Annotated in this window: 14 protein-coding genes; 7 read left to right on the top strand and 7 right to left on the bottom strand. The window is 66.4% G+C overall.

From position 1 onward, the window contains the following. Window positions 1-7: 7 nt before the first annotated feature. Both A5766_RS11430 and A5766_RS11425 read right to left on the bottom strand, forming a co-directional pair. Window positions 8-1,165 carry an acyl-CoA dehydrogenase family protein gene (locus tag A5766_RS11430; protein WP_064904799.1) on the bottom strand — a complete coding sequence of 386 codons (1,158 nt, stop codon included), beginning with the start codon at window positions 1,163-1,165 and terminating at the stop codon, window positions 8-10. A gap of 34 nt (window positions 1,166-1,199) precedes the next feature. Next, entirely contained in the window at window positions 1,200-2,396 is a 1,197-nt protein-coding gene (locus A5766_RS11425) for an acyl-CoA dehydrogenase family protein (protein WP_174273024.1), read from the bottom strand. Between the two features lie 152 nt (window positions 2,397-2,548). Between A5766_RS11425 and A5766_RS11420 the strand changes: the two genes are divergently transcribed. From A5766_RS11420 to A5766_RS11410, 3 genes are read left to right on the top strand one after another with little or no spacing between them, the layout of a single operon-like run. Further along, complete coding sequence (locus A5766_RS11420; RefSeq protein ID WP_039855007.1) at window positions 2,549-3,685, top strand: thiolase family protein; 1,137 nt, start codon at window positions 2,549-2,551, stop codon at window positions 3,683-3,685. A gap of 5 nt (window positions 3,686-3,690) precedes the next feature. After that, window positions 3,691-5,376: a class I adenylate-forming enzyme family protein gene (locus tag A5766_RS11415; protein ID WP_064904797.1), complete on the top strand. Its 1,686-nt coding sequence runs from the start codon at window positions 3,691-3,693 to the stop codon at window positions 5,374-5,376. Beyond that, complete coding sequence (locus A5766_RS11410; protein WP_005204296.1) at window positions 5,369-6,595, top strand: acetyl-CoA C-acetyltransferase; 1,227 nt, start codon at window positions 5,369-5,371, stop codon at window positions 6,593-6,595. The genes A5766_RS11415 and A5766_RS11410 overlap by 8 nt, the downstream gene beginning before the upstream one ends. A 21-nt stretch (window positions 6,596-6,616) precedes the next feature. Here A5766_RS11410 and A5766_RS11405 read toward each other — a convergent pair whose 3' ends face one another. The 5 genes from A5766_RS11405 to A5766_RS11385 all read right to left on the bottom strand — a co-directional run bounded on the left by A5766_RS11405 (window position 6,617) and on the right by A5766_RS11385 (window position 11,440). Continuing rightward, a complete protein-coding gene (locus A5766_RS11405) occupies window positions 6,617-7,504 on the bottom strand; it encodes a LysR family transcriptional regulator (protein WP_064904795.1) in 888 nt (295 codons plus the stop codon). 3 nt (window positions 7,505-7,507) lie between these two features. Continuing rightward, window positions 7,508-8,413, bottom strand: coding sequence for a LysR family transcriptional regulator (locus tag A5766_RS11400; protein ID WP_064904793.1), 906 nt, complete (start codon window positions 8,411-8,413; stop codon window positions 7,508-7,510). A 30-nt stretch (window positions 8,414-8,443) separates the two neighbouring features. Beyond that, window positions 8,444-9,205 carry a crotonase/enoyl-CoA hydratase family protein gene (locus A5766_RS11395; RefSeq protein ID WP_064904791.1) on the bottom strand — a complete coding sequence of 254 codons (762 nt, stop codon included), beginning with the start codon at window positions 9,203-9,205 and terminating at the stop codon, window positions 8,444-8,446. Further along, a complete protein-coding gene (locus tag A5766_RS11390) occupies window positions 9,202-10,320 on the bottom strand; it encodes an MBL fold metallo-hydrolase (protein WP_039855038.1) in 1,119 nt (372 codons plus the stop codon). Before A5766_RS11390 ends, A5766_RS11395 begins: the two co-directional genes overlap by 4 nt. Before the next feature lie 169 nt (window positions 10,321-10,489). Further along, a complete protein-coding gene (locus A5766_RS11385; protein WP_064904789.1) occupies window positions 10,490-11,440 on the bottom strand; it encodes an alpha/beta fold hydrolase in 951 nt (316 codons plus the stop codon). A gap of 53 nt (window positions 11,441-11,493) precedes the next feature. Between A5766_RS11385 and A5766_RS11380 the strand changes: the two genes are divergently transcribed. The 4 genes from A5766_RS11380 to fdh all read left to right on the top strand — a co-directional run bounded on the left by A5766_RS11380 (window position 11,494) and on the right by fdh (window position 17,831). Continuing rightward, window positions 11,494-13,068: an MFS transporter gene (locus A5766_RS11380; protein ID WP_064904787.1), complete on the top strand. Its 1,575-nt coding sequence runs from the start codon at window positions 11,494-11,496 to the stop codon at window positions 13,066-13,068. 108 nt (window positions 13,069-13,176) lie between these two features. Next, window positions 13,177-14,046, top strand: coding sequence for an alpha/beta fold hydrolase (locus tag A5766_RS11375; protein ID WP_005204309.1), 870 nt, complete (start codon window positions 13,177-13,179; stop codon window positions 14,044-14,046). Window positions 14,047-14,141: 95 nt separating this feature from the next. After that, the gene (locus A5766_RS11370; RefSeq protein ID WP_064904785.1) at window positions 14,142-14,462 is read left to right on the top strand and encodes a putative quinol monooxygenase; all 321 of its coding nucleotides are present in this window, start codon (window positions 14,142-14,144) and stop codon (window positions 14,460-14,462) included. Window positions 14,463-14,477: 15 nt separating this feature from the next. Further along, the gene (fdh, locus tag A5766_RS11360) at window positions 14,478-17,831 is read left to right on the top strand and encodes a formate dehydrogenase (protein ID WP_197501432.1); all 3,354 of its coding nucleotides are present in this window, start codon (window positions 14,478-14,480) and stop codon (window positions 17,829-17,831) included. Window positions 17,832-17,839: the final 8 nt, after the last annotated feature.

The following is a 17,839-nucleotide window of genomic DNA, read 5'->3' as shown; positions in this document are numbered from 1 at the left end:
GGCAGCTCTAGAGCCCCAAATCCTTCGCGATGATCGTCTTCATCACCTCGTTGGTGCCGCCGTAGATCCGGGAGACGCGGGTGTCGGCGTAGAGCCGCGCGATGGGGTACTCGGTGATGTAGCCGTATCCGCCGTGCAATTGCAGGCACTTGTCGATGACGCGGCCGGCGGTCTCGGTGGCGAAGAGCTTGGCGCGCGCGGCGTCGGCCACCGACAGTTCGCCCCGGTTGTGGAGGATCAACGCCTGGTCGACGAACTGCTGCACCGCCGCGACGTCGGCCGAGCACTCGGCCAGCACGAACTTGGTGTTCTGGAACGACGCAACGGGCCTGCCGAACACGTCGCGCTCACGGGTGTAGGCGAGGGCGTGTTGCAGAGCAGCGTTCGCGGTTGCCGACGCCCCGATGGCGATGCTCAGGCGCTCCTGCGCCAGGTTGTGTGTGAGGTAGGAGAAACCCTTGCCCTCCTCGCCGAGCCGGTCCTCGACGGGCACGCGCACCGATGAGAAGGAGAGTTCGGCGGTATCGGACGCCTTGAGTCCGATCTTCTCCAGCTTCCGTCCGACGGCGAAACCCTCGGATGTGGTGTCCACCACCAGAATCGAGAGTCCGGCCCGACGATTGTCGGGATCGAACGATGCGGTGCGGCACACCACCAGAATGCGGTCGGCCAGTGCGCCACCCGTGATGAATGTCTTTGCGCCGTCGAGGATGTAGTGGCTGCCGTCCTCGGAGAGCTTGGCCGTCGTCGAGATGTTCGCGAGGTCGGAGCCGGTGCCCGGTTCGGTCATGGCGATCGCGAACATGATGTCGCCCGAGGCGAATCCGGGTAGCCAGCGCTGCTTCTGTTCGTCGGTCGCGTACTCCATGAGGTACGGCAGGATCAGATTGGTGTGTACCGACTCGCTGCCGAAGGTCACGCCCGCGAGGGCGGTTTCTTCCGACACGACAAGCGAATACGTGAAATCGTGGACGCCTCCGCCGCCGTACTCCTCGGGCACCTCGATGCCGAGCACGCCCAACTCGCCGAGTTTGCGGTAGAAGTCACGCGGCGGGTGTCCCTGCTTCTCCCATTCGGGGTGGACGGGCACGACCTCCTTGGCGATGAAGTCGCGGATCGTCTTGCGAAAAGCCTCGTGGTCTTCGTTGAATACGGTGCGCTGCACGTCTTTTCCCTCTCGTCGGATATCTGTCGGTGGTTCAGCTGGCGGCGTACTCGCGCAGCAGCCCTTTGCTGATGATCTGTTTCTGGATCTCGCTGGTGCCCTCGCCGATGAGCAGGAACGGCGCTTCACGCATGAGTCGTTCGATCTCGAACTCCTTCGAGTAGCCATACCCGCCGTGAATGCGGAACGACGCCCCGGTGACCTCCGAACAGTATTCGCTGCACAGATACTTGGCCATGCCCGCTGCGACGTCGTTGCGTTCGCCGGAGTCCTTCAGCCGTGCGGCATTGGTCATCATCAGGTGTGCCGCTTCGACTTTGGTGGCTATCTCGGCGAGACTGAACGCTATCGCCTGGTGCTCGGCGATCGGTTTGCCGAAGGTGTGGCGCTGTTGCGCATAGGCGATGGCGAGTTCGAACGCTCGTTGCGCAACACCGCACGCGCGTGCAGAGACATTGACCCGACCCACCTCGACCCCGTCCATCATGTGCGCGAACCCGCGGCAGGGCACTCCGCCGAGGATGTCGTCCGGCGATGCCCGATAGTCGTCGAAGATCATCTCCGTGGTGTCGATGCCCTTGTAGCCCATCTTCTCGATCTTTCCCGGAATGGTCAGTCCGGCAACGACTTCCCCGAATCCTGCAGGCTTCTCGATGAGGAACGTCGTCAGATTGTGGTGCGGTTTGGCCGCGCCCTCGTCGGTACGGACAAGTGCCGCAACGAGAGTCGACGACGCCCCGTTCGTCAGCCACATCTTCGCGCCGTTGATCGTGTACGCGCCATCGTCACCGAGCTTGGCCGACGTCTTGATCGCTGCGACGTCGGAGCCGAGATCCGGTTCGCTCATCGAGAACGCGCCGCGCACCTCGCCGGTGGCCATCCGTGGCAGAAACCGTTGCTTCTGCTCGTCGGTTCCGTGCTGACGCAGCATGTAGGCGACGATGAAATGCGTGTTGATGACACCGGACACGCTCATCCAGCCGCGTGCGAGCTCCTCGACGCACAGCGCGTAGGTGAGCAGCGACTCGCCGAGTCCTCCGTACTCCTCGGGGATCATCAGGCCGAACAGCCCCAGTTGGGCCATGCCATCGACGATCTTCTGCGGGTAGGCGTCGTCGTGTTCGAGTTGCTGCGCGGTCGGGATGATCTCGGCGTCGACGAATCGTCGCACCGCGGCGACGATGTCTTCCTGGGTGTCGGTGAGACCGAGCGTGCGGGCCAGACGTGCCATGACCTCCAGCATGCACCCGTGACGTAGGTGGAAGGAACGGCCGGATCGGCTAACACACCGATAGGGCGACTCAATGGGATAGGGCTTGTCTATGAGTCCGTGAACGCGAAACTACTTGTGGTCACCAGGTGAGAAGTGGTCGGCTCGAATGCATGACAGATGCAGTGATCGTCGACGCGGTACGCACCCCGATCGGACGTCGAAACGGGGCGTTGGCCGGTATCCATCCCGCTGACCTCTCGGCCCACGTGCTCGAAGCGCTCGTCGAACGCACCGGGATCGACCCCGCGATCATCGACGACGTCATGTGGGGTTGCGTAAGCCAGCACGCCGAGCAGGCGGGAAACATCGCACGCACAGCGGTGTTGGCCGCGGGGTGGCCGACCACGGTCCCCGGAACCACGGTCACACGGGCGTGCGGGTCGAGCCAGCAGGCGCTGGCGATGGCCGCGGCCGCCGTGATCTCCGGCCAACTCGACGTCGTCGTGGCTGGCGGAGTCGAGTCGATGAGCCGTGTCCCGATGGGAACCGCGGCACCCAACGGCGAGAGTCAGCCAGCAACCGTACTCGACCGCTTCGGCGTCGACCGCTTCAGTCAGGGCATCGGGGCAGAGGAGGTAGCGCGACGCTGGGGTCTGAGCCGCACCCAACTCGACGAGTACGCACTACGGTCACACGAACTCGCCGCCGCAGCAACCGATTCGGGTGCCTTCGACGCTCAGCTCGCGACGCTGCCCGGCGTACTCGAGGGGGACGAGGGCATTCGACGCGGCGGTTCGCTGGAGTCCCTCGGCAAACTCCGAACGGTGTTCGACGAGAACGGAGTCATTCACGCGGGCAACGCATCACAGATCTCCGACGGGGCGGGCGCACTGCTGGTGATGTCGAGCGAGACCGCGGCGGCCAACGGCCTGGTCCCTCTGGTGCGGATTCACACCACCGTCGTGGCGGGTGACGATCCGGTCGTCATGCTCACGGGGCCGATTCCCGCCACGGCCAAAGTGCTTGCACGTTCAGGACTCTCGATCGACGAGATCGGTGCATTCGAGGTCAATGAGGCGTTCGCGCCGGTGCCGCTGGCGTGGCAGATCGACACGGGTGCATCGGAGAAGGCGCTCAACCCGCTCGGCGGAGCGATCGCCGTCGGACATCCGCTCGGGGGATCCGGTGCCATCCTCGCGACACGCCTCGCGCATCACATGCACGACAACGGTATTCGCTACGGACTGCAGACGATGTGCGAAGCGGGCGGCATGGCCAATGCCACCATCTTCGAACTGATCGGCTGACGTCGATGACGCAATTGCATTATCCCGACGTCACTCTCGCGGCACTGCCGCCAAGCATGGCCGCCATGTATCCGCACCGTGCCGCGGTCGTCGAGGGTGACCGCACCCTGGACTACTCCGAACTCGACAGTGCCACAGCCTCGATCGCCGCGGGACTACGGGCGAGGGGTGTACGTGAGCGAGACGTCGTCGCACTCCATCTGCCGAACAGCATCGAGTTCGTGCTGGCCTATTACGGTTCGCTGCGCGCCGGCGCCACCGTGACCCTTGTGAATCCGACACAGCCCGCCAAGGGTTTACGTGATCAACTCGCCGAAACCGACGCGGTCGGTGTCTTCACCACGCGCGACAGTCGTGAGCTCGTGACCGCCGCGGTCGACGGCACCGACGCGTCGCTCATCGTCGTGGTCGACGGCCCGACGTCGGGTGATGCCACGGCGATCTCGCTCGACGAACTCGCGGAGCCGACACACGATGGCCCGCCGCAACTGCGCATCACCGGAGACGACGTCGCGCACCTCGCGTTCACGGGCGGAACCACCGGAGTCTCCAAGGGCGTCCGAGTGTTGCACCGCAACGTCATTGCCAATGCCACGCAGATGATCGCCTGGCGCGCAGGGCATTCGGTGGTCGACGACGATCGGGGACTCGTTCACCTCGAACCGCGCGATGGGGGCAACCGTGGAGTGCGGCCGGGTGACGCGGCGACGGTGGTGGTCTCGCCGCTGTTCCATGCTCACGCATTGATCAACATGTCGTTCCTGCTGATGTGCGGGGCGAGCCAGGTTCTCGCGGTGGATTCGCGTTCGGAGGCGACGACACGACGATTCGACGCCGGGCGCATGCTCGAACTCATCGAACGACACCGTGCCACGTACGTGACCGGAAGCCCGGCCATGTGGGCATCGCTCGTGGGACACCCCGACGTCGGCAGCAGGGACCTGAGTTCGGTGCGTGTCGTGTCCTCCGGCGCGGCGCCCATCGACCGCGTCACGCTCGACAGGCTCGCGGCAGCATTCCCGTCGTGCTCGGTCGTCGAGGGCTACGGACTCACCGAGGCGACGTGCCTCGTCACATCCGCGCCGCTCGCCGACACCGGCCAGGGTGCGGGCGACTACCGGATCGGCAGTGTGGGACTGCCGACCTACGACACACAACTGCAGATCCGATCGCTCGCCGACCGCACCACGATCCTGTCAACGGGCGAGCGTGGCGGGCTCTGGGTCCGCGGACCGCAGGTGACCGCGGGGTGCCTCCATCACCCGGAGATCACAGCGCAGCAGTTCGTTGACGGGTGGCTCGATACGGGCGATATCGCCTTCCGCGACGACGACGGTCACGTCTACATCGCCGACCGCGCGAAGGACATGCTGATCTACAAGGGCTACAACGTCTACCCGCGTGAACTCGAGGAGATCCTCGTGACTCATCCCGACGTCGCGCAGGCCGCCGTCGTCGCACGGGAGGCCGGAGTGGTCGGTCAGGAGCCGGTCGCGTTCGTTGTTGCCCGGGACGGCAGGGAGGTCGATGTCGACGCTGTCATGACCTACGTCGCCGAGCAGGTGTTGCCGTACAAGAAGATTCGCGACGTCGTCGTCATCGATGCGCTGCCGACGTCTGCCGCGGGGAAGATCCAGAAGGTCGCGCTACGCACGCGGCTGCGTGAGTCAGAGGAGCTACATCATGCGTGAGGTCGTGATCTGCGAGCCGGTCCGCACCCCGATCGGACGCTATGGCGGGATGTTCCGATCCGTGACCGCGGTCGACCTCGGAGTAGCGGCACTGAGCGGATTGCTCGAGCGCACCGCTGTGCCGCACGACGCCGTCGAGGACGTGATCCTCGGCCACTGCAATGGCAACAGTGAGGCACCCGCGATCGGACGGGTCGTCGCGCTCGACGCAGGGCTTCCGACGACGGTGCCGGGTATGCACGTCGATCGACGCTGCGGCTCCGGTCTGCAGGCCGTGATCCAGGCGGCCGATCAGGTGGGTGCCGGCGACAACGATCTCGTCGTGGCGGGCGGTACCGAGTCGATGAGCAATGCGTCGTTCTACTCCGTCGACATGCGCTGGGGTGGCGCGCGAACCGGAATCGCACTGCACGACAGCCTCGTTCGGGCACGATCCACTGCGGGTGGCCGAGACCATCCGATCCCGGGCGGGATGATCGAGACCGCCGAGAATCTCCGTAGGCAGTACGGCGTCTCGCGCGACGAGCAGGACGAGCTGGCCGTCGAGTCGCATCTGCGCGCCGTGCGTGCGCAGAAGGACGGCATCCTGGCCGAGGAGATCATTCCTGTCACCGTGTCGGGCAAGCGGTCAGAGCAGGTCATCGACACCGACGAACATCCGCGGGCCGACATTTCGCTGGATTCCCTTGCCGCACTGACGCCGATCATGTCGAAGGTCGACGCCGACGCCACGGTGACCGCCGGAAATGCGAGCGGTCAGAACGATGCGGCGTCGATGTGTCTGGTGACGACCGCCGAGACGGCGCAGCGGTACGGTCTGCGCCCACTCGTACGACTGGTGTCGTGGGGTCTCGCGGGAGTGCCCCCGGAGACGATGGGGATCGGTCCGGTTCCGGCGACGCAGAAGGCGCTCGACAAGGCGGGTCTCACCCTCGACGACATGGACGTGATCGAACTCAACGAGGCGTTCGCGGCACAGGCGCTTGCCGTGACCCGTGAGTGGGGTTTCGGTCGATTCTCCACCGAGAGTGCCGATTTCGCGCGCGTCAACGTGCACGGCTCAGGCATCTCTCTCGGTCATCCCGTCGGCGCGACCGGAGGCCGGATGCTCGCGTCGCTGGCTCGCGAACTGGTGCGCGGTGGCGGGCGCTACGGCCTCGAGACGATGTGTATCGGCGGCGGACAGGGGCTGGCGGCAGTGTTCGAGCGGGTGGCCTGACCGGTCATACGTCGACCGTATTCAGTTCTCGCGGTGCAGTGTTCGAACGACGTCGACGAAAGCCTGTGCGGCGATCGATAATGCCGTCGGGTCGTACATGAGCGCGAAGTTGCGGACGAATCGCGGACGAACGGGCCGCACCGTGGTGCGATCGGCAACCGACTCCGCGACCCGTCGTTCGAGCAGCGTCGCGCCGATTCCCGCCAGCACCATGGGTAGTCGCTCCTCGCGGTCTTCGGCGAGCACCGCGATCGGTGGGCGTACGCCCGCTTCGCGCATCGCGCTCTCGATCTCGTCGGCGACCGTCCCGCCGCGCGGAACGAACACCATCGGGATGTGGGGGAGGTCGGCGATGTCGATCGGACCGTCGGGCAGGACGGTGCCCGAGGGACAGACGAGCCAGAACTCCTGCTCGCCGAGCACGATCACTTCGAGAGCATCGTCGACCGCCGTCTCGACGGGGTGAAGATGTGTGACGACGAAGTCGCAGCGACCCTCGATCACGGCTGCCGCGAGTGATTCGTCGTCGAGTTCGCCCACCCTGATCGTGGCGGTGGGGTGCGCGCTGACGAATGCCGCGACCACATCGGCGATCGTGGAACCGTCGGCGAATGGTGACGCGAGGATCTCCACCCGCCCGGTGATCTGATCACTGCCGACGGCAAGCGCGTCGTCGACCGATCCGACGTCGCGCACGATCTGGCGCGCCGAGCCGACGAGTGCACGTCCCGCAGCGCTGGGCACCATCCCGCGGCCGATCCGGTGGAAGAGTTGCACCCCGAGCTCGCGTTCGAGCGCGCGTAGCGCCTGCGACACCGTCGGCTGGGTCACGCCGAGCGACACCGACGCCCCGCCGATCCCGCCGTGCTCGACCACGGCGAGGAAGTATTCGATCTGACGTAGTTCCACGGGCTACTCGAAGACCGGGTCGTCGACTTGTGCTGGCGCGCCGCATGTCTGGCGCGCGACGGCGACGAAGGCTGCGGCGGCGGGCGACGGTTGCCCGGAGCGCATGATCAGGCCGAAATCTCGTCGCAGCGGCGGGCCCAGGCTGTACGTCGTGGCGTCCGGAATCTGCTCGGCGACCGACTCCCGCGGCGCAATGGTCGCGCCGACGCCCCGGGTGACCAGCTCGCGGATGGTGGGCGGATGCGCGCAGTCGACCGCGACGTTGCGCGCACCGTCGGCGATGACGTCGGCGAGAAGGCTTTCGGTCGCCGGGTCGGAGAGGTCGAGGAGCAGGGGCAGCGCGCGAACGGACTCGCGTGCGACAACCCCGGCGTCGGCGTCGACGTTCAGAGACGGTGGCGCGGCAAGGACGAGTTCCTGAGTGCCCAGCGGCGCGGATACGAAAGTGGAATGGTCCGCGCTGGAATCGATCAGTCCTATCTCGGCGCGTCCGCTGCGCAGCGCAGCGAGGATGCCCGCCGGGCCGTCGGCGGCAAGAATTCGTACGATCACCCGATCGAAGCGCGCACGGAAATCACGCACGATCGTGACGAGGGGTGCGACTGCGAAGGCGGATTCGGTGACGACATCCACTGTCCCGGAACGCAATTCGCGAACTGCGCCAACCCGCTGACGCGCTCGCTCGACGTCGGCGAGGACTCGCCGCGCGATCACCTCGACGCGTGCGCCCGCCTCGGTGAGTTCGAGTCGACGCCCCGTGCGGTCGAACAGCGTCACGCCCAGTCGGCGTTCGAGCGTGCGAATCGCCTGCGAGAGCGACGGCTGGGAGATGTGGAGCGCCTGCGCAGCCTTGGTGATACCGCCGTGATCGATGACCGCGACGAAATAGGTGGCAAGGTGCAGGTCCACTTCTCGATCGTAGGCGAGGGGGTGCCTCGGTCAGTGGCCGGTCCACTTCGGTGCGCGCTTCTCGGCGAAGGCGCGGGCGCCTTCCTGCGCGTCGTCGGAGACGAAGACGGGGTCGAGGATGCCGCGCTGCTCCGCGAACAACTCGGGGTCGGTGTAGCGGATGGCCATGCTGACGACCTGCTTGGTGGCGCGCACCGCCAGCGGTCCGTTGGCGGCGATCCGTGCTGCGAGCTCACGCGCGCCGTCGAGCGCTCCACCCGACGGTGTCAGGATGTTCACCAGACCGAACTCGTGGGCGCGGACGGCGGTGATCGGGTCGCCGGTGAGTGCGATCTCCATGGCGAGTTGGTAGGGAAGGATCTTGGGGAGTCGCAGCAGACCGCCCGCTGCGGCCGCGAGTCCGCGCTTGACCTCCGGCAGACCGAATTTCGCGTCGTCGGCGGCGACGATCAGGTCGGCCGACAGTGCCAGTTCGCACCCGCCCGCCAGTGCCCAACCCTCGACCGCCGCGATCAGTGGTTTGCTCGGGGGAGCGGAGGCGATACCACCGAAGCCGCGACCCTCGACGCTGGGCAGCTCACCACGCGTGAACGCCTTGAGATCCATACCGGCACAGAAGGTTCCACCCGCTCCGGTGAGGATGCCGATGGTGATGTCATCGCGTCGTTCGAACTCGTCCATCGCCGCGGCGAGCTGTTGTGCGACCTCCTGGTTGACGGCGTTTCGCGCCTCCGGGCGGTCGATGGTGAAAACGGCTACGCCGTCGGCGGATTCGGTGCGTACCGGGGTCATCGCAGAGTTCCTCTCGTGGTTGCGGATTCGATCGTCGCGGATTCGATGTGATGGTCGGCGGGGCGGGTGTCGGTGACCGTCCAGCGCACCGGCTCGTGGCCTGTCGACGAGATGATGCCGCGCGCTTCGAGTACCAGCAGGTGCGCGTTGGTCTCCCGCAATGCCATGCGGGACAAGGGAATCGACAGATCGGAGAACGGGCGAGACCACGTGACAGCGCGTGTGACGTCCCACGCTGTCGCGCCCGGTTGGTTCCAGATCGCCTCGGCGATCTCGTTGAGCCGTTCCTCGTGGTGCGAGAGGAGATCGGTCACCCGGTCGGCGAGCCCACGGAATCGGTACTCGTGACTGGGCATGGCCTCGAGGTCGCCGATGTGCTCGGTTCGCGCGAGCGACGTCAGGTAGTCGGCCAGCGGGCTCGGCGTCTGGAAGGGATTGGTCGAGACATTCGGGCTGATCCGGGGGAGCAGATGATCGCCGGTGAAGATGACGCCCGCGTCGTCGTCGGCGAAACACAGGTGCCCCGCCGTGTGGCCGGGTGTCCACACCGCACGCAGATTCCACCCGGGAACGTTCAGCGGAACGTCGTCGTCGAGCTCGACATCCATCGTGCGACCGTCCGGGAGCCGGACGAATTCGAGGAGCCCGGTGTCCGCGACGTCGGTCGGAGCGCCGAGGACACGGAGGTCCTCCTGAGCGGCCACGAACTCACGCGCTACTTCTTGTTCGCTGTGAAACCGCAGGTGGCGGGCGTCGGCGACGTGCATCGCGAGCTGTGGGTCGGTGTGTTCGAGCAGGCGCGGGACGAGTCCGAAGTGGTCGGGGTGCAGGTGGGTGACGAAGACGTGCGAGACGTCGGCGAGGTCGTGTCCGGTGGCGTGGATTCCGTCGACGAGCATCTTCCAGCCCGTGTCGGTGTTCCAGCCGGTGTCGATGAGCGCGAGCCGGCCGTCTGCCGTCGCCAATGCGTAAACAAGGATGTAGCGCAGTGGGTTCTCGGGGATGAGGACCGGGATCGACCAGAGGCCCGGCCGGACTTCTTCGACGGGCGGCATCTCTTTACGCACCCAGGCCTCGCGCTGGCGATGGCCGGTGACCACGATCGACGTACTCATCATCTGATCCGACCACGGCGAGACCGAGCGCCACAAACACCCGTCGACTCACAGCCCGTGAGGAAACCCCTATGTAGCTGTGTACCGAAAAGATCCACCTCATCTGTTGCACGCCACCTTCGGCACTGCCGAAGGTAGATCGACACAGATGAGGTGAACTTTTCTGGTCCTACTCGCTCACGGAACTCGTCGGCGCAACCATCGCCTGATCCCAGACGGCGAGGAGTTCGTCCATCACGTCCGTCGACATCCCGAACAGGCTCAGATGGCTCTCGCCGTGCAGGCTGAACAGCTTGGCGTCGGGCAGCAGCGAGACCACGTGCTCGCCGTGCGCGTAGGGGACGATGTGGTCGCGGTCCCCGTGCCACCAGCGCACCGGGGTGGTGATGTCGGTGACCGAGAAGCCCCAATCGCGGGAGAACACCCGTACGTCGTTGAACGGTGCCTCCATGCGGTGCGACCCGCCGCTGAGGAGGTCGTCGAGGAACACGGCGCGAAACTCCGGGCGGCTGAGCAACTCGCGGTCGGCGGCGGGGGAGAGCCTGCCGTAGAGCAGGATCGCGGGCTCGGCGATCGGTCGGACGAAGCGCAGCGCGGTGCTGATCGCCTGGCCGACGGGTGCACCGAGGACCGGCAGAACGGGCGCGGCGTGGCGTGCCAACGCAACTGCGCCACCGCCGATCGCCTCCGGGCCCACCGTCGGGGCCACGCCGCCGACGATTCCGGCGACGTGGACGCGTGGACCGAACTCGTGCGCGACGGCCAGCGCGTACGGGCCGCCGCCGGAGACGCCGATGACACCGAAATCGTCGATGCCGAGCGCGTCGAGGACGTCGGTGAGGTCGGCGCAGAAGTCCCGGACGGAGTCGTAGGGGTGGGCCGTCGACGATCCGACGCCGGGCCGGTCGATGCCGATGAGTCGGACTCCGCGCGCGGCGGCGTACTCGCGGGCTTCGAGCGGAATCTGTCGTCGAGCACCGGGCGTGCCGTGGAACCACAGGATCGGGCGTCCGGACGCCGAACCGAACTCGGCGAATCCCATCCGGCGCTTCTTCTTGTCGTGTGCCTGTGTTCCGACAGCTACGGAGCCCTCGATCTTCGGGCGATCGACGTCGATCATGTGACAAGGGTCTCACGCTGTCGTTCGACGCGGAATGCGGGCATGGTTGACGCATGGCCTCCGCCTGGCAGCCCCTGAAGAGCTCGGTCTTCCGCAACCTGTTCATCGCGCAACTCGTGTCGAATGTCGGGTTGTGGATGCAGTCGGTCGGCGCGCAGTGGTTTCTGGTCGACCAGCACGCCGGACCCGCCGTGATCTCACTGGTCCAGACGGCAAGCCTCGCGCCCACTCTGCTGTTCTCGCTGCTGGCGGGCGTGCTCGCCGACAGTCTCGACCGCAAATGGTTGCTCGTGGTGATGTCGGTCTACTCCACGGCGATCGGCGTGCTGATGGCGGTGTTGGCGTTCACCGGACACCTCAATCCCGCCACGCTGTTGATCCTGACCTTCCTGCTCGGCGCGGGCGCGGCGCTCTCGTCGCCTGCGTTCCAGGCCATCCAGCCCGAACTCGTCCCCCGCGACGAGATACCCGACGCCGCGTCACTCGGCAGTGTCTCGGTCAACGCCGCGCGTGCCATCGGACCGGCACTGGCCGGTGTGATCTTCTCGCTCGGCGGGCCAGGCCTCGTCTTTCTCCTCAATGCCATCTCGTACCTGGCTGTCGTGATCGCGTTGCTGGCGTGGAAGGGGTCCGGGCAGAGCTCGACGGTCGTGCCCGAGCGTCTCTCGGACTCATTCTGGGCAGGCTTGCGGTACGTCGCGGCAGCCCCGATCGTGCGTCGAATCCTGCTCCGCTCGGCGTTGTTCGCGATCCCGGCGTCGGCGTTGTGGGCGCTGTTGCCGCTGGTCGTCGCGCATTCGTTTCACCTCGGATCCTCGGGTTACGGTCTCGTTCTCGGGGTGCTCGGCGTCGGGGCGTTGATCGGGGTGGCGCTGATGCCCTGGATGCGCCAGCACCTGTCGTCTGCGGTGATTCTCGCGTCGTCGGCAGTCGTGTTCGCGGTGGCCACGATCGCCGCAGCATTTCTGCCTCTCTGGCCGTGTCTCGTGTTGTTCTTGTTCGCGGGAGTCGCGTGGATCGCGACGCTGACTACGCTCAATGCCGGTGCGCAGTTGACGCTCCCGCAATGGGTGCGTGCACGCGGGATGGCTGCGTATCTGCTGGTCTTCATGGGTTCCCAGGGCATCGGCGCGCTGCTGTGGGGAGCTGTCGGGTCTGCGTTGGGCACCAAGTGGGCGCTGGTGATCGCCGGAGTCTGTCTATTGCTGACCGCGGCGAGTGTGTGGCTGCTGCCGCCGTCGCCGGTCACGGGCACGCTCAGCCGTGAGCTCTCGATGGCCTGGCCCGTCCCGACGCTGGTGTTCGAGCCCGAACCCGACGACGGGCCCGTCGAGGTCAGTGCCATCTACGACGTTCCTGCCGATCGCCGCGACGACTTCCTCGCCGCCATGCCTGCCGTCGGCCGGTCACGTCGACGCACCGGCGCACGGAACTGGCATCTCTACCGCAGCGCCGACCGGGACGGCCGCTACGTCGAGCAGTTCGTCGTGCCGTCGTGGTCGGAATACCGGCGTCAGCATCGCGATCGCTGGACCGAGTACGACCACGACAACGTCGCCCGCGTGCTCGCCATGACCACAACGGGCATACCCGACGAACGGCACCTGTTCAGCACGAACATCCGATGACGCGCCGAACACAGCGAACCCGCAGCGTGTGCGCGTACCGTTGACCGGGTGAGTGCAGACGTTTCCCCGACAACCGAGGCTTCGACGCCGTCGTCGATTCAGCGGATCGTGCGCGGCGTTCGCCACGTCGCGACGCCCTATCCGGTACGCGACCTTCCGTCCGGCCGGCATGTCGAATTGCCCGGCCGTGGAACGACTTACGTGACCGACTCCGGACCGAAGGACGCCCCGGCGGTGTTCCTGCTGCACTCGGTGCTCACCACCGGACTGCTCTGTTGGTACCCGTCGATTCCGCAACTGAACGGTCGGTACCGGGTCATCACACTCGACCAGCGATGGCACGGGCGAGGTATCCAGGCCGAGGGTTTCGATCTGCGCGACTGCGCCGACGACGTCGTCGCGCTCGCCGACGTTCTGGGTATCGACCGGTTCACCGCTGCCGGGTTCTCGATGGGCGGCGGAATCGCACAGCTCGTCTGGCGTCGACACCCGGGCAGGGTGTCAGGGCTCGTGCTGTGCTCGACGGGACCGTTCTTCAGCGAACGCGATCCGAACAGGCGTGGCCGCGACGCCCGCATCGGACGAATCCTGCGCCCGATCTACGAGTCGCTTCCCCGTCCGTCCGACGACAGCCTCGACCGCCCGGCGAAACACACGAGCATCTGGGCCACCAAGCAGTTCCTCTCGACGCCGCTCTCGCACGCGGGCGATTTCGGCGAGGGCCTGGGTAACTTCGACTCCACCTCGTGGCTGCGCGACATCGACGTGCCCACCTCCGTGGTGGTCTCGACCAGGGACCACACCGTCGAACCCGAGCGTCAGCAACTTCTCGTCGACGGCATCCCCGGCGCGCGCCGATTCGACGTCGACGGCGGCCACGCGTGCTGCGTGATCGGCGTCGAGAACTTCCTGCCGCCCTTCGTCGCGGCAGTCGACGCCGTCGCGCTCGAATCCCCGGTTCTCGTGAGTGGGAACTGACGCCAAAACACCATCGCGTGTGGCGTCACCGACGTAGCGTTGTCTTCCGCGCCCCGGAAAAGTACCTGGGCGCGGAAGCCCAAGTAGGAGTGCATATGTCGCCCGTGATCGTCGTCGCAACGCTGTCGCCCAAGCCCGGACAGGAGGCCGCGGCCCGCGAGGCCGTGATCGCGGCGGTCCCCAAGGTGCAGACCGAGCCGGGTTGCCAGCTGTACGCGCTGCACGAGGCCACCGGTGATGGCACGGATCTGGTGATGATCGAGAAGTGGGAGTCGTTCGACGCCTTGGCCACGCACGGCAAGGGAGCAGCCCTCGCCGAACTCGGTGCAGCGCTGAACCACCTGCTCGCCGCACCGCTCGACATCAAGACGTTCGACGCGGTGCCCGCAGGTGATCCCGACAAGGGCGCAATCTGACGTAGGGTCTATGGCGTGCCCTCCTTCAGCCCATTGGAGTGGCCGGTCTTCCGGCAGTTGCGCACCGGCGACAGGTTCGGCCGCGGTCCGGCCGTGCAGTCGGCGCGCACCCGCGCAACCGAACCGAGGACCGCCACCGCCGACCGTGTGGTGCAGAGCGTCTGCCCGTTCTGCGCTGTCGGCTGCGGGCAGAAGGTCTACGTCAAAGACGAGCGCGTCATCCAGATCGAGGGCGACCCCGACTCGCCGATCTCACGCGGACGCCTCTGCCCGAAGGGCGCGTCGAGCGAGCAGCTGGTCAACAATCCGATGCGGCAGCGCACCATTCGCTACCGCGCGCCGTACGCGACCGAGTGGACCGATCTCGACCTGGACACCGCGATCGACATGATCGCCGACCGCTTCGTCGAGTCGCGTCGTCGAACCTGGCAGGACACCGACGAGCAGGGGCGGGTACTCCGACGCACCATGGGCATCGCCTCGCTCGGCGGTGCGACCCTGGACAACGAAGAGAACTACCTGATCAAGAAGCTCTTCACCGCGGCGGGCGCGATCCAGATCGAGAACCAGGCGCGCATATGACACTCCGCAACCGTTCCCAGTTTGGGAGCTTCATTTGGACGCGGCGGCGCAACGCAATCACTGCAGGACATGGCGAACTCCGACTGCATCGTGCTCATCGGCGGCAATATGGCCGAGGCGCACCCCGTCGGTTTCCAGTGGGTGGTTGAAGCGCGCTCGCGCGGTGCACGGGTCATCCATGTCGACCCGCGGTTCACCAGGACGTCGGCCAACGCCGACAAGCACATCTCGATCCGCGTCGGCTCCGACGTCGTGCTGCTCGGTGGGCTGATCAACTACATGCTCACCCACGAGCGGTACTTCCGTGAGTACGTCGTCGCGTACACCAACGCCGCGACGATCGTGAACGACGAGTACCGCGACACCGAGGACCTCGGCGGACTGTTCTCCGGTTTCGACCCCGAGACCGGACAGTACGACCCGTCGACGTGGGCCTACGCCGATGCCGAGGACGGCGGTACCGAATCGTCCGGCATCGAATCGCCCGGGGGCGACGAGCACGGCGAGACCGCGGCGGCGCGTGCGGCGGGCGACCAGCACGGCTCGGGCGGTCCGCCCCTCGAGCACGCGAACGTGCTCCGCGACGACTCGCTGACCGACGAGCGCACGGTGTTCCAGATCCTCAAACGCCACTTCTCCCGCTACACGCCGGAGATGGTCCGCGACATGTGCGGCATCTCGGTCGACGAGTTCACCTACCTCGCCGAGTCGATCGCCGACAACTCCGGTCGAGACCGCACAACGTGTTTCGGCTACGCGACCGGTTGGACGCAGCACACCCTCGGCGCCCAGTTCATCCGTACCGCGGCGATCCTGCAGCTGTTGCTCGGCAACGTCGGTCGCCCCGGCAGCGGCATCATGGCGCTGCGCGGACACGCCAGCATCCAGGGTTCCACCGACATCCCGACCCTGTTCAACCTGCTTCCCGGCTACCTACCGATGCCGTCGGTGGGCAAGCACGACACTCTCGACGACTACCTCGCGGGCGTCGGATCGCCACAGCAGAAGGGGTATTGGGCCTACGCCGACACCTACATGGTGAGCCTGCTCAAAGCGTGGTTCGGCGACACCGCCACCGCCGACAACGACTGGTGCTACGACTATCTGCCCAGGTTGAACGGTCCCGCCGGCACGTACCAGACCACCGTGTCGATGCTCGACGACGAGGTCGAGGGCTACTTCGTGCTCGGCCAGAACCCTGCCGTCGGATCGGCGAACGGCAGACAGCAGCGCCTGGCCATGAGCCATCTCAAGTGGCTGGTGGTGCGCGACCTCAACATGATCGAGTCGGCGACCTGGTGGAAGGAGGGACCCGAAATCACCTCCGGTGAGCTGCGCACAGAGGATATCGGCACCGAGGTCTTCTTCATGCCCGCCGCAACGCATGTCGAGAAGGCAGGCTCGTTCACCCAGACCCAACGCATGGTGCAGTGGCGGCATCAGGCGGTCGCGCCGCCGGGACAGGCGCAGAGCGAACTCGACTTCTTCTACGAACTCGGACAACGCATCCGCACGCGGCTGGCCGACTCCGACGACCCGCGCGACCGGCCACTCCTCGACATGACGTGGGACTACCCGCTCGACGAGCATGGCAACCCCGAGCCGGAGTCGGTGCTCTCGGAGATCAACGGCTACTTCACATCTGGCGATCACGCGGGCGAGAACCTCACCAGTTACACGCAGATGAAGGCCGATGGTTCGACGGCGGGTGGCTGCTGGATCTACACCGGCGTCTACGCGCACGCGACCAACATGGCGGCGCGACGCGTTCCACACGGCGGCGACTCGGTGAGCCAGCACGAGTGGGGCTGGGTGTGGCCGGCGGATCGTCGAATTCTCTACAACCGTGCCTCCGCCGATCCCGAGGGCAATCCGTGGAGCGAGCGCAAGCGCTACATCTGGTGGGATGCGCAGGCGCGCAAGTGGGTTGGCGACGACGTGCCCGACTTCCCGGTCGACAAGGCGCCCGATGCCCGCCCCGATCCCGATCGCGGAGGAGCCGAGGGACTCGCGGGCGACGACCCGTTCATCATGCAATCCGACGGCAAGGGTTGGCTTTTCGCGCCCAAGGGGCTTGTCGACGGTCCGCTGCCCGCGCACTACGAGCCGCAGGAGTCGCCGGTCGCCAACGCGCTGTACCCGCAGCAGCAGGCACCGGCACGAATCATCTTCGCGCGCAACGACAATCTCGACGCCCCGAGCGCGGGCGACGCAGGCGTCGACGTCTATCCGTATGTGTTCACCACCTATCGCCTCACCGAGCACCACACCGCGGGCGGGATGAGTCGCTGGTCGCCGTATCTCGCCGAGCTGCAACCGGAAATGTTCTGCGAGGTCTCCCCGGCACTCGCCGCCGAACGGGGACTGGTCAACGAGGGCTGGGCGACGATCATCTCGCCGCGCGCGGCAATCGAGGCGCGCGTCTTGGTCACCGACCGGGTGAAGACGTTGCGTATCAACGGACGTGACGTCCATCAGGTCGGTCTGCCCTATCACTGGGGCGTCGGCAGCGACGCCGTGGTCAGTGGCGACGCCGCGAACGATCTGATCGGTGTCACGCTCGACCCCAACGTCCAGATCCAGGAGTCCAAGGTCGGGTCGTGCGAGGTGATCGCGGGGCGTCGACCCCAGGGTCAGGCGCTCCTCGACCTGGTGCGCTCCTACCAGCAGCGCGCGGGCGTGACACCCGAGACCGACAACGTGCGCATCACCGATCCCGAGCACGAAAAGATCTATCCGCCAATCGATTCCGATGATCCGGACGGAGAGGGGTTCACCCGATGGTGAGGAGTGCG

The sequence above is a fragment of the Gordonia sp. 852002-51296_SCH5728562-b genome, from assembly GCF_001665475.1.
GTDB lineage: Bacteria > Actinomycetota > Actinomycetes > Mycobacteriales > Mycobacteriaceae > Gordonia > Gordonia sputi.
This window is presented reverse-complemented; position numbering and strand designations above follow the sequence as displayed.